Annotated in this window: 17 protein-coding genes and 1 pseudogene; 6 read left to right on the top strand and 12 right to left on the bottom strand. The window is 35.2% G+C overall.

All coding sequences use genetic code 11. From position 1 onward, the window contains the following. The first annotated feature begins 113 nt into the window (after positions 1–113). Positions 114–674, top strand: a complete 561-nt coding sequence (locus J2Y03_RS10205; protein ID WP_310193552.1) for a maltose acetyltransferase domain-containing protein — start codon at positions 114–116, stop codon at positions 672–674. 32 nt (positions 675–706) lie between these two features. On the opposite strand, the gene J2Y03_RS10200 is transcribed toward J2Y03_RS10205, so the two are convergent. The 8 genes and pseudogenes from J2Y03_RS10200 to J2Y03_RS10165 all read right to left on the bottom strand — a co-directional run bounded on the left by J2Y03_RS10200 (position 707) and on the right by J2Y03_RS10165 (position 5306). Beyond that, positions 707–1408: a nucleotidyltransferase domain-containing protein gene (locus J2Y03_RS10200; protein ID WP_310193997.1), complete on the bottom strand. Its 702-nt coding sequence runs from the start codon at positions 1406–1408 to the stop codon at positions 707–709. Between the two features lie 27 nt (positions 1409–1435). Next, positions 1436–1897: pseudogene (locus tag J2Y03_RS10195) on the bottom strand (GNAT family N-acetyltransferase); the annotation flags it as partial. Between the two features lie 17 nt (positions 1898–1914). Then, the gene (locus J2Y03_RS10190) at positions 1915–2538 is read right to left on the bottom strand and encodes a histidine phosphatase family protein (RefSeq protein WP_310193551.1); all 624 of its coding nucleotides are present in this window, start codon (positions 2536–2538) and stop codon (positions 1915–1917) included. A gap of 13 nt (positions 2539–2551) precedes the next feature. Continuing rightward, complete coding sequence (locus tag J2Y03_RS10185; protein WP_310193548.1) at positions 2552–2977, bottom strand: HIT family protein; 426 nt, start codon at positions 2975–2977, stop codon at positions 2552–2554. Positions 2978–3247: 270 nt separating this feature from the next. After that, complete coding sequence (locus J2Y03_RS10180; protein WP_310193547.1) at positions 3248–3604, bottom strand: DUF2085 domain-containing protein; 357 nt, start codon at positions 3602–3604, stop codon at positions 3248–3250. Then, the gene (locus J2Y03_RS10175; RefSeq protein ID WP_310193545.1) at positions 3579–3800 is read right to left on the bottom strand and encodes a hypothetical protein; all 222 of its coding nucleotides are present in this window, start codon (positions 3798–3800) and stop codon (positions 3579–3581) included. The genes J2Y03_RS10180 and J2Y03_RS10175 overlap by 26 nt, the downstream gene beginning before the upstream one ends. Positions 3801–3837: 37 nt before the next feature. Beyond that, on the bottom strand, positions 3838–4170 hold the full coding sequence (locus J2Y03_RS10170) for a hypothetical protein (protein ID WP_310193541.1): 333 nt from the start codon (positions 4168–4170) through the stop codon (positions 3838–3840). Between the two features lie 242 nt (positions 4171–4412). Next, positions 4413–5306, bottom strand: a complete 894-nt coding sequence (locus J2Y03_RS10165) for a DMT family transporter (RefSeq protein ID WP_310193539.1) — start codon at positions 5304–5306, stop codon at positions 4413–4415. Positions 5307–5475: 169 nt separating this feature from the next. On the opposite strand from J2Y03_RS10165, the gene J2Y03_RS10160 reads away from it, so the two are divergent. Beyond that, positions 5476–6345 carry a LysR family transcriptional regulator gene (locus tag J2Y03_RS10160; protein ID WP_310193536.1) on the top strand — a complete coding sequence of 290 codons (870 nt, stop codon included), beginning with the start codon at positions 5476–5478 and terminating at the stop codon, positions 6343–6345. A gap of 205 nt (positions 6346–6550) precedes the next feature. Here the strand turns inward: J2Y03_RS10160 and J2Y03_RS10155 are convergent, their stop codons facing one another. Continuing rightward, positions 6551–6865 (bottom strand): DUF3892 domain-containing protein, encoded by a 315-nt coding sequence (locus J2Y03_RS10155; protein WP_310193533.1) that lies wholly within the window; start codon positions 6863–6865, stop codon positions 6551–6553. A 128-nt stretch (positions 6866–6993) separates the two neighbouring features. On the opposite strand from J2Y03_RS10155, the gene J2Y03_RS10150 reads away from it, so the two are divergent. Then, positions 6994–7740 (top strand): RDD family protein, encoded by a 747-nt coding sequence (locus J2Y03_RS10150; protein WP_310193530.1) that lies wholly within the window; start codon positions 6994–6996, stop codon positions 7738–7740. An 83-nt stretch (positions 7741–7823) separates the two neighbouring features. Here the strand turns inward: J2Y03_RS10150 and J2Y03_RS10145 are convergent, their stop codons facing one another. After that, positions 7824–8309 carry a peptide ABC transporter substrate-binding protein gene (locus J2Y03_RS10145; RefSeq protein WP_310193527.1) on the bottom strand — a complete coding sequence of 162 codons (486 nt, stop codon included), beginning with the start codon at positions 8307–8309 and terminating at the stop codon, positions 7824–7826. Between the two features lie 132 nt (positions 8310–8441). Here J2Y03_RS10145 and J2Y03_RS10140 point away from each other — a divergent pair, with 132 nt between their 5' ends. Continuing rightward, on the top strand, positions 8442–9998 hold the full coding sequence (locus J2Y03_RS10140; protein ID WP_310193525.1) for a glycosyl hydrolase family 28-related protein: 1557 nt from the start codon (positions 8442–8444) through the stop codon (positions 9996–9998). Between the two features lie 18 nt (positions 9999–10016). Here the strand turns inward: J2Y03_RS10140 and J2Y03_RS10135 are convergent, their stop codons facing one another. Further along, on the bottom strand, positions 10017–10607 hold the full coding sequence (locus J2Y03_RS10135) for a DUF1836 domain-containing protein (RefSeq protein WP_310193522.1): 591 nt from the start codon (positions 10605–10607) through the stop codon (positions 10017–10019). Between the two features lie 131 nt (positions 10608–10738). On the opposite strand from J2Y03_RS10135, the gene trhA reads away from it, so the two are divergent. Next, complete coding sequence (trhA, locus tag J2Y03_RS10130) at positions 10739–11386, top strand: PAQR family membrane homeostasis protein TrhA (protein ID WP_132095949.1); 648 nt, start codon at positions 10739–10741, stop codon at positions 11384–11386. A 44-nt stretch (positions 11387–11430) separates the two neighbouring features. Here trhA and J2Y03_RS10125 read toward each other — a convergent pair whose 3' ends face one another. Further along, entirely contained in the window at positions 11431–11568 is a 138-nt protein-coding gene (locus tag J2Y03_RS10125) for a hypothetical protein (RefSeq protein ID WP_310193514.1), read from the bottom strand. Positions 11569–11764: 196 nt separating this feature from the next. Between J2Y03_RS10125 and J2Y03_RS10120 the strand changes: the two genes are divergently transcribed. After that, on the top strand, positions 11765–12106 hold the full coding sequence (locus J2Y03_RS10120; protein WP_310193511.1) for a YqzG/YhdC family protein: 342 nt from the start codon (positions 11765–11767) through the stop codon (positions 12104–12106). The last annotated feature ends 49 nt before the right edge of the window (positions 12107–12155 follow it).

Raw genomic sequence — 12155 nt, 5'->3', positions numbered from 1 at the left:
AATGAGGAAAGTATGTGTAAAATTACCCAATATATGTATTCAACATTTTTAATACATTTAGCACTATATGATACAATTATATTATCAGCTAATTGAATTAGGAGTGTTTATAATTGAGAACTGAAAAAGAAAAAATGCTGGCTGGTGAACTTTATAATCCAGCAGATCCAGAATTATTGCAAGGCCGATTAAACGCACGAAGACAAACAAGAATATACAATCAAACCATCGAAACCGATGAAGAAACTAGAACAACACTATTAAAAGAATTATTCGGGTCAACTGGAAAAAATCTTTACATAGAACCAACCTTCCGCTGCGATTATGGATACAACATCCATATTGGCGAGAATTTCTATGCCAATTTTGATTGTGTATTTTTGGATGTTTGTGAAATTCATATTGGTGATAACTGCTTTATTGCTCCAGGTGTACATATCTATACAGCGACCCATCCGCTAAATCCAACTGAGAGAATTTCTGGTGCCGAATATGGAATTCCGGTTCATATTGGTCACAATGTCTGGATTGGCGGGAGAGCAGTTATAAATCCTGGAGTAAAAATTGGTAATAATGTCGTTATTGCTTCCGGTGCGATCGTAACGAAAGATATACCAAATAATGTTGTCGTTGGTGGGAATCCGGCAAGAATCATTAAAGAAATTGAAGTATAAAGAAATGCAAAGAGCTTAGTCTAAGCTCTTTTTTAGTATTTTCCTAATGAAAATCCCTGAAACAGCCGCCCACCATTTGACTGCAGGATATCGTCAACCATTCCAATAACCTTATTTTTATCCCCAGTTTTATAAAAAGTATCAAACGCCTCGATAAATCGATCTGTTAAATTTTCATCGTAGTTTCTTAATGAACGTACAATCCATTTAGAAGCACCAATCCATTGTCGATTTGTTCTCAAAACAAATTCGCTTACTAATTCAGCAAGTGTATTCGCTATAAATATTTCCTCCGCCCTATTTGTACAACCTATAAAATCATCTAAAGCATCTGTTATAAAATAACGCTTGATTCTTATAGTTTCATCTGACCATTCTTCGGGACCCTTTTCTAATAAATCTATTGCCTCTTGTTTAATGGTCTCCATGATTCCACTATCTTTTAACACGATTCCTTCTGAAACCATTTTAGGCAACGAAGGTCTCGCTCTGTCACAATCACTTTTAAAAAAATCCTTATAAGAAGTTAAGTTATGTACAAAAACCTCTATATTCCAGCCAAACTCAATGACAGATTCTCTATATGCCGATTTAAGATTTTTATCAAATATAACGATATCAAGGTCAGATGTTTCTGTGGCCTCACCTCGAACAACACTTCCGGCTAATAAAGCTCCATGACATTCTGTAAAATGGTTTAAGGTAAATAATTCAGCAGCTTTGTAAGCTTCCATTCTTTCACTCTGCCCACAGCCTATTTCTTTTTTATAATAAATAAGTGTTGTATGATCATTTATATCCTTTTTAGCGCCTGTTTTTATGTATCCCATTTTTTCATATAAGTAGCAGTTGCGTTCTTCCTCTAAAATAGTTGCCAATTCCCAACTGATGGCTTGTGGAAACATTTCCTCCACTAACGTAATCGCTTTTTGGGCAATTCCTTTCCTTTGATACGCAGGAAGAATAAACATAGGGCTTATCCAAAATTGTTTTTCTTCTTTCGAGAAAACACATATGGCACCCACAAGGAAGTTATCGGCTATAATCTTATAAAATCCACCGTCTGGATTATTTATACGTGTGATTACACGTTCAATGGTTTCATTTGCTGGATTTGTCTGGTAATCCTTATATTTTTCCAATAAGGGCATAAAGGCTTTAACCTGAATATCAAATATCGCTTTTGCATCTAGATTGGTTGCTTTTTCTAATCGAACCTCCAAATCTTCCACACCCTCTTCTATATAAAATTCACAGATTCTAGATGAGCTGTATCTCCTTCTAGCACAAGTTTAAAACCATTCTCATCCATTTCTACAATGGTAAGACTCGTATCATGTATATAAGGCGGGTCCCATAAGGCTTCTATTGGTGAATTCTTAAAAAATGAATACAAACATTTGATTACTACAGAATGAGTAACAATTAATATATTTCCAGATTTATATTCTCTTTTTATTCGATTTAAAACCTGAATCGCTCTTGCTCGTGTTTCTTCAAAGGTTTCTCCTCCAACAGTCGTAAATAGATGTGGGGCATTCCAGAATGACTCAAACTCTGTTTGATACATTTCTTTAATGGATGAATGAGTCTTACCTTCCCATTGACCCAGTTTAATCTCCCTCAAATTCTCATCGTAAATGACAGGAATATCTCTTTCACTCCGTATCAAGCTGGTAGTGGCTTTCGTCCTCCCGCTTGGACTTGAGAAAATAGCTGTTAACTCTGTTTCTTTCAATCTTTCACCTAAACATACTGCATTTTTTATTCCGTTTTCGGTTAGATTTGAATCCAGCCAGCCTTGCATTCGTTTTTCACGATTCCACTCTGTTTCACCGTGCCTTGTTATGTATAGAGTGATCATAAGCATTATCTCCTTATTTGATTAATTCCTCAATTGCCTTAAGTAGTTTTCTAGTTGTCTCTTGTAACTTCATTTCATCTTCTATCCTAATCTCACCATCTGAATAAAAATCGGCAAATGATTGATTCTTATACCTAGGCACCACATGCATATGATAATGGGTTAATTCATTAAAAATCCCGCCATTTTGGCAGATGGTGATCCCATCTGGATGAAACAATTTTTTTATTGCTTTCGATAAGAGAATAGATGCCTTCATAATTGAACCAGCAGTATTTTCATCAAGTTCTTCAACATCATAAATATGTTTTTTCGGCAATATCATAATATGCCCTTCATTATATGGCTCATGGTCTAGAAAACAACTAACATATTCATCTTCAAAAACAACATGAACAGGAAGAATTTTATTAGCTAACTTACATACTAGGCATTCCATTTGTACACTACCTTTACATTCTAATAATTCCACTTTAACAAAAAAAAAGGCCGGCACTCTCGACCTTTATAAAATATTTTGAATTGTTTCTAAAATATATAAAATAAATTGGTAAATCAATGTGAATAGCTGAGACAAGAACTCAAACAAAGAATCCAACATTGAACATACTTCCTTCCATATAGGAAAAAGCGTTTTTACTTTTTCCTTCGTCCTTAGTTATACTATGCTTTCTAGGACGAGCATGAAACGGATAGTTGTTTACTTTTGTTACAATAAAATAAAAATAATCATTTGGCTGATACTAACGATTATGATGCTTTGACCCAAGCCGCTGAAGATTCCTGTTGATAATCTTAATAAGTTATTACTCATTCTGTATTTCCTTTTTTGTGTCCAGCCATCAATCACCATTGGCAGGTTTAATACTATCCCCAGCCACAAAGGAAAATTCAAATCCAGGATCAAAAAAAATGGGAAAAATAAATAGCCAGCTAAGATACCTGTGCATCTTGCACATAATGGCAGTGTATATCCTTTAATCGTTAGACTCCTAGACTTCATCCGATGACAAGGAACAATGTCGGTTATCCGCTTTATATTAATTACAATTTGGTCCACAATCACAATCTGGTCCTCCATCACAATCCGGCCCACAATCACAGTCTGGCGTACAGTCATATTTCTTTTTTCGATACTTCTTCTTTCCATAATAAATCAATACAAACAGCAGCAAAAGAATACCTGCGCCGGCTGCAATCGAACCAAAAACTGGTTCACCATTCAATAACAATGTAGTTCCAACTACAAATAGAATAAGCATTCCTGTGAGCAAGATAAAAAACATAGATTCCACCTTTTCATTCTTTAATCCTCGTATTCTTAAACATTCGTATTCCTACAATCAGTTGAAGAATAGGTGCGATAACAAGTAATTTAAATACACCGGGTGTGGCTAAACAATACAAACTAAGTGGCAATGCCCAGATAGAACATACCAATAGCAGTTTTGGCTTTCCAGAAATACTAGCGTAAAGTCCTGCCATAACAGGCACTAAGTACATTATAGCAAAGGAAATCATTACATCTTGCTCCACACTCGAATGGGTATATGGGTTTTGGAGTAAAATGAAACTACAAAATAGAAAGCTTCCAATCGACACAACTGCCCCAATTAACCTCAAAAACCTCACTGCTTATCCCCCTAAGAAGTACTTTTTTAATTATATTCCATTTTTTAGGCAAATACACTTTTTCTATTAAAAAGAAAAGGGAGTGACTATTTTTTTAACGGGTTCCGTTTCCTATCGGAAAACCTGAAAATCAGCCGAAAATGTAACCCATTTTGTACCGTGTTCTTTAACGGTTTTTGTAATAAAATAAAAACATTTCACAAGACTGAGCCCTTTCTTTTATTGCCTTAACAGTTTTAAATTTATTCAGCTGGAGTTTTCATTAATTGATTTGAACTGTTGACTGATCTAATTTCACTAACAAATGAAGAGCCTAATAACAGTACACCACCAAGTATTTGAACAATTGTCATATGTTCTTGCAGGATAATTGCAGAAATCAAGATAGCAACAAATGGATCAACATAACTTAGCATAGCTATACTATGTCCTCTTAATCCTTCCATACCAGAGAAAAATAACCAAAACCCAATCCCTGTATTTATAATCCCTAAAATTAAAATAAAAGGAATGGAAGAGCTTGAAACTTCAATGATACCAAAGCCAGAAGTCAAGAAAACATATGGCATTAGAAGTAAAGTGGTTGTTCCAAGCTGAATGATGGTCAGCTCTAACTTTCCCATATCTTTAATAAATTTATTTAAAAGCAATAACGTAGCGTAAAATGCAGCTGCGATTAATCCAAAGGTTATTCCAAGTAGATCTTCTGATCCGGAGGCACTCACGCCTTCTCCTAAAATCATTAACATCCCTATGATCGCTACACCAATACACACCATTTTCTTGATGGATAATTGTTCCCGAAGTACAAAGGGAGAAAGAATCATCACAAATACAGGTGCAAAGTAATAACCTAGCGTTGCATTGGCAATTGTCGTATGGTCAAACGATTGAAAAAGAAAAATCCAATTTCCTCCCAATGCAATACCTGAAAGAATCAAAAATATAGCATTAGATTTAACTAAGTTCCATGATATTTTTTTCTTAATCATGAAGAATATTAACAGTAAAAATAAGCATCCTATGAAACTACTTAGTAAAGCTCTTTCGCTCGAAGATAGATCAATATATCGAACAACTAAACCAATCGTACCGAAAATCATCATTGATAATATAAACTGAATTTTAGATTTCATAGTCTACTACCAAGAATCTGTGAAACAACTAATATTTCGCAGATTCTTAACCCTTTCCTTTCCCAACTTGAATAATTAATAGTAAAAATATATCATAATCACATACATTACAAAAACGAATGTTTATCATTACAGGCATGATAAAATCAGATGGGATGTGGAAAGAGAAATGAATATCCAAAAATATATGGCATTTGTCAAAGCAGTAGAATTGGGTAGTTTTACAAAAGCTGCCGAAATATTGGACTATTCACAGTCTGGGATTAGCCGTATGATTAACGATTTAGAAAAGGAATGGGGAATTTTCCTTTTTGAAAGAGGACATGCCGGTATCAATTTAACCTCGGATGGTTTAAAGTTACTGCCCCAATTAAAGCGAATTTGCAATGAGTATGAATTCTTAATGAAGCAGATTGAAGACTTAAATAATTTGGAATCTGGGATGATTCGTATTGGAACATTTTCCAGCGTAGCATCTCATTGGCTCCCTAACATTATTAAAATTTTTAAGAAGGATTACCCAATGATAGATTTTGAATTTCTGCTTGGTGATTATACAGAAATTGAGAACTGGATCCTAAATGGGCGTGTTGACTTTGGATTTTTACGGCTACCGACAAAAACAGAACTTGAAACAATCTTTTTGGAACAAGACCGTTTGGTGGTAGTGATTCCACAAAATCATTATCTTGCTAATTGCAAAAAGTTTCCCATCAACGGCTTACTGAATAGTCCGTTTATGCTATTGGAAAAGGGGGCAAAAGCAGAAATCTCTGAAATTTTTGAGAGACACAATATTTCACCACATGTTAATTTTACAACATGGGATGACTATGCCATTATGTCCATGGTTGAAAATGGGCTAGGAATCAGTATATTACCCGAATTGATATTAAAGCGTATTCCTCACAAAATTATAGCGAAAGAGCTTGAAGTTCCTGCTTTTAGAAATATTGGTGTTGCTATGAGAGAACAAAAATCACTTTCCCTTGCGTCCAAGAAATTTTTAGAATATTTATCATATAGAAACAAAGAGTGATTAACAACCAGTGTACCCTTACATTTTGGTATGCATTTTCCTATAATAATTTTAGTGTAATTTCCTCACAAATCGTTATACATCAACAAAAAATGAGTGTCAAATTAATACTACAATTTGGCACTCATTTTTATTTACATTTTTAAAGTTTGCTATAGGTAACGGAACACGTTACCATTTTTTTTTGCCACTCTCCTTGCCAAAATTAAAATTCCGGCAGTTGATCAAGATTGTTTTCTTTTATCCCATCTGGTTCACTGCGGATGATATCTCTTCCATATTTATGAAAAACATCAATATGGGCAATCTGACCTGATTTTGCCTCTGTTAGAGCGGTAATGTAATCCAACTCTCGTCCTGAGCTTGTTTTAAAAGCGATAATGTCCCCATCATCATTTTTTCTAACTGCAACAATTTCTTCTTTACCGCCTGGGTTGCTTTGAGTCGCCTCTAATTGTGCCTGCTGCTCACTTTGCTGCTTGTATTCTTCATAAATTTTCTCAAAATTTTTCTCTTCCATCCATCCACCTCCGAACGTATGTTAGTATTTTGAGGTTAACTGCTTAAAAATATTCAAAAATACACAAAACCTACAAAAAATGCCTAATCTCTATCGTGGTATAATTTACCTAATTGGGGGCGATTACAATGAAATCAAATGAGGGAAATGCTTGGTTTTTTATTAAAGATTCTCAGCAACAAGGACCAGTCTGCTTGTTTGAATTAAAAAAGTTAATCGAACAAAGAGTACTATCCAGTGATACCTATGTCTGGAATAAATCCATGGACTGCTGGCAAATGGCCAAAAGTCTTGATCTATTCTCTGATTGTATCTTCGAATCGAATAGAATCCTTCTCCTCCCAGATAAATTCAAAACAATAGTAGAGTATGAGGAAGCTACTTATCCAAATGGAAGACCCTATGTACGCTACCTAGCCAGATTTTTCGACCTTTCCTTATTTTCAATTTTTATGATCGCGTTGGTATCGATTTTTTCACCAACTTTCATTGCAGAAACTTCCAATCTATATGTTTTTATACTCAGTTTATTTCTATGGATTTTCATTGAACCTGTCTTCCTTGCTATTTTCGGCAATACTTTTGGAAGGGCTTTCTTAAATACAAAGATTAAAAGTGTAACTGGCGAGAAGCTCAACTTTATAACTGCCTTAAAAAGAAGCTTTTTTGTCAGTTTTTTAGGTATGGGTTTTGGGATTCCTATTCTTAACATTATCTGCTTCTTTTTTTCCTATCGTGACTTAAAGAGCAGTGGAATGTCTACTTGGGATCATAAAATCGGAATTGTTATTTTATATGGAAATATTAGTTTGTCAAGATTTTGTATTGCTAGCATCCTTCCCATCGGGATGTTGGCAGCAGGGTTTTATATTTGAAGATACGAAAAAGGGATCTGCATTGGTTGCCTTAACAACTACCAGCAGCTCCCTTTTTATATTAGTGTTTTCGCCCCCCTATATTAACTTATCCAAGTTTCATTTGCCTCTTTTATTTGCCATTTTCCATCCTTAAAATGAACGGTAATTTCTATTCCAATAGCGCCTAATGCGGAATGATATTTGGAACCTTCAAAGACTACGCTATTATTATATTTATAAATCACTTTTTCAAAACTAAGCAGAACACCTCTTATCGCCATCTTCTCTGAATCGTATAAACCTTGCTCTTTAAGCTCTTCCAGGTCAGCATCCATTACCTCCACCTTATACTTTTCTTTGAAATAGTCTATTATTTCTTCCTTATCCTGGCTACTTAATTCCGTCATGTTGCTCATATTGATCGCGATAAATTCCATATCACTATTTAAAGCCTGATCTTTTTCCATCATAGCATCCAAAGCGATACTATAAATCTCACCTAAGTGTTCTTTTGATTTTTCTTTACTTGTACAAGCCGCAAGTACTAGTAATAGAATGAAAAGGATACATATTTGTTTAATCCTCAAACTTCATTCCCCCTTTATTGGTATAGACGGAGTTGAAATCATTTTGTTTCATAAAACTCTTCATCACTAGAGCTTTTACCTTATTTAGGTGATAATAGTTCTACCAAGCTTGAATAATTGGAGTGAGATAGTATGCTGTATTTGGATAAATATCATGATCCTCGAAAAAATGGAGAACTGTTATTGAAAATTACTAAAAAACAACTTGATATGGAAGCTGCCATCAAGGAAACGGAACAGCTTTTCCAGCAATGTAGTCAGCATGAGCCTCGTCCACAGATAAACAATAAATTCACGCCAGTTCCTTTTTATAAGAAGAGCTTTGAGTGGTTGTATCGCCTTTTTGCAAAACCCTTTATCCTGTTAGAACCAACCCAGACTCTCGTTGATTCTGTCGGTAATGTGTACCCTGAGTGGAAAACAAAGCTGGATGAAGAGTATGCTCACTTGCTAAATGCCATTAACAAAGAAGTAAACATTCTAGATGTTGGCGGTATAGGTGATGGAAAAACAGATAATACGGAAGCTTTTAAAAGAGCGATTGGAAATGGACGAGTAAAAGTAATCGTTCCTGAGGGTGTTTTTATTACAAAAGGTATTCGCCTGCCTTCTTGGACCATTCTCGTTGGTGCTGGAAAAGGGAAAACAACAATCAAGCTTCATGACCATGCAGCAAAGGGAACCAGGCTGATTACCAATATGAATCACTGGAAAGGAAATCATCATTTATCGGTCCAGGGAATGAGTTTAAACTGGAATGTCGAAAGGCTCGGAATTGTACCAAAGACAAGTACCTGGGGTAATTATTCAAGCTGTTTAACCTATGCACATGTCACCTATGGTTGGGTAAAAGATGTAGAAGGCATTAATCCAGGACTCCATTGTTTTGATATTTCCTCTACCTTGTACAATTATGCTGGAGATGGCTATAGAGCATGTGGAGGTAGTAAGTACGTTTGGCTCGACAATCTAAATGGATATGGTTTTGGAGATGACGGGATTACCACCCATCATAGCGATTACATTTTTATTTCTCGCTCTCATATGTGTGACCCAAGCGGTCGCGCCCACCAGAGAGGTTCTTCAAATTCAAATGGGATTGAAATTGATGATGGTTCCAGGAATATTCTATTAGTTAATAATTCATCTGCAAGGTGTTTTGGAGGAGTTGAAATTAAGGCTCACCAAAATTCATCTGCAGCATCTAATGTGCAAATTGTTGGGCATATTTCTGTAAATGATAACCGTTGTTACAATTTCCGCCATATCGGACACCACAAAAGCACGGACACCGAATCGAAATCTGCCTACAATATTATGGCTATGAATCTCGCAGCGATTGCACCAATTTTTACAGATTTATATAAATATTCCACTCCACGCGGCTTGGTTGTTTCTGCTTATAAAAATGTTGTTATTAATTACTTTACATTAATTGGTGACCCGGAATACAACTATAATGGCAACCCCGTCATTGCGATTCAGTATCGTGCCAGGAACGTGTTTTTAAATAACATTTCCATCAAGGATTTTAAAAGTGCTAGTGTAGCTATTAAAATTTACGGAGGAAAAAACCTTGCTGATTCTGTCAAAATAAGCAACGTTGCGGTTCGTAATTCTGGTGCAAAAGCAATTGATATAGGTCCCGGTGTACAAGATATAATCGTTGAAAAGGTAAAAGAACTATAAAAAGCGTCAAAAATTTAATTATCTATGACGCTTTTCTTCTTTTTCCACAACAATTTCGTCTACCAGCTTTTCAGCGACTTTTCGATATAAATTACTCATATGGACAAGTGAAGAGATCATTAGCACCTGCTCTAAGTATGGAGAATGCTTACCCCCCTTTTTGGTAAGCTCTTCTTTTACATTCTTAACCCGCTCATCGATATCCTCATTGAAATCCACCACATTCTTTTGAGAGAGAGTTAAATAGCTTGTATAAAAAGAATCTAACTCGATATCCTCTTTGATAATCTTTTTGTTAACACCATCAAGTGTTACTTGAATATCGTTAATCGATAGTGCTCCTTTGAGCTGATAAATTAAGCTCATCAAAATTAAATGCTCCTTGGAATACTTCTTATTTTTTATCGGAAAAATAAGCTTCCCTTTCGCATAGTTATTAATCATCGTTTTCGTTAGAACTTTTTCCTCGTCATTTCGCTTTGAATCTCTAAATTTATTTTCAAATAACTGAATGACCTGATCCATATATAAATCAATATTCGGTATTTCATCTAACAATAGGTTTGCTTCTAGACCAAGTTCTTCAATAATCTCATGGACTTTTTCCATCATAAAACCCCGTTCCTAGCATTATCTACTTCCTATTATATCCCAATAAATATATATTGACTAGATGTTGAATTACCATTATCATTATAAGTAGTTATTAAAACTACATGTTGCATTAGGAGGGTTTTATTTTGAGCAATTATATTCGGGAACCAATAAATGGACTCACTCACTTAACAGGAGCGCTGCTATCGTTCGTGGGACTTCTCGCGATGTTGGTTAAAGTGTCGAGCACAACCACGTCAACAATGGCGATTGCTGCTGTGATTATTTTTGGTGTCAGCATGATCCTCCTGTATTCTGCCTCTGCCACGTATCATATGGTAATAGCACGAGACCATGTAATTGCGTTTCTAAGACGACTAGACCATTCGATGATATTTGTATTAATCGCAGGCACTTACACTCCTTTTTGCTTTATAAGTTTGAATGGAACAACCGGTAATATTCTATTTTCAATTATTGCCGCGGTGGCTTTAAGCGGCGTTGTTTTCAAGATGGTCTGGTTTAATTGCCCACGGTGGATTTCAACGGCATTGTATCTTGTTATGGGCTGGATGATTGTGTTTGTATTTTCTCCTTTAGCAGGTAGTTTAGACCCAATCGGCTTATTCTTATTAATACTTGGGGGAGTTTTTTATACAATTGGCGGTGTCATTTACGGAGCTAAGCCAAAATTCCTTCAATCCAAATACATGGGCTTTCATGAGATTTTCCACATTTTTATCATGCTCGGCAGCTTGTCTCACTTTTTATGTGTGTTTTTATTTGTTATATAAAATGAAAAATGCCTACTGTGAATACAGAGGCATTTTTCATTTTATTATGAGTTCTTTTTATTATCTCTTGCGGCTTGTTTCCTAGCTTTTTTACTTAGTCCTTGTTCTACACCAAATTCCGTATCGCTTGCTTTGCTTCCACCAGTATGAGGTTGGTTACGATTATTATTACGGTTTGTCAATTTGTTTCCTCCTGCTATGTATTGTTGTTGCAACATCTTTATACTGCATAATTAACTAGAAAAATATACCTATTTCCACTTTATTTCTTTAAAGAACTAAATGAACTTTCAAGTAATCCTTCCGAGATTCACTTTAAATTACATAAGCAATTACTTGTATTAGCATAATAATAAAAAAACAAAGGAGTTTGAGTCCATGAGAATCTTATTCATTTTTATATGCGCAACATTTACTTACTTCTCAAGTCCTTTATATACAAGCAATTTACTCAATACCGCATATGCACAGCAAAAGCCCATTCCTTCATATGCTAAGTGGGGGCAGCTTGCAGTCAAAGAAACGCAAAAAAAGTATCCGAATGCTCAAGTAGTGGATTATCTACATATTGGAAAGGTAAGCGGCAACGTTACATCAACGGAAAAATTCAAATTATGGTTAAAAGGAAGCCAAAAGGAATTCGGTGTTTTTGTAAATATTGAATTTAACAATAAAACTGAAAAAGTCATTAACATCACATATAAAGAGACAACGAGATAATGGTTAAACAAAAGGTACTACGATAAGAAGCCTCCAATCCATGGAGGCT

Origin of the sequence: Neobacillus niacini, assembly GCF_031457145.1 — a bacterium.
GTDB classification, from domain to species: Bacteria; Bacillota; Bacilli; order Bacillales; family Cytobacillaceae; genus Neobacillus; species Neobacillus niacini_J.
The sequence above is the reverse complement of the archived record's forward strand: the minus strand, read 5'-3'. Positions and strand labels throughout refer to the sequence as shown.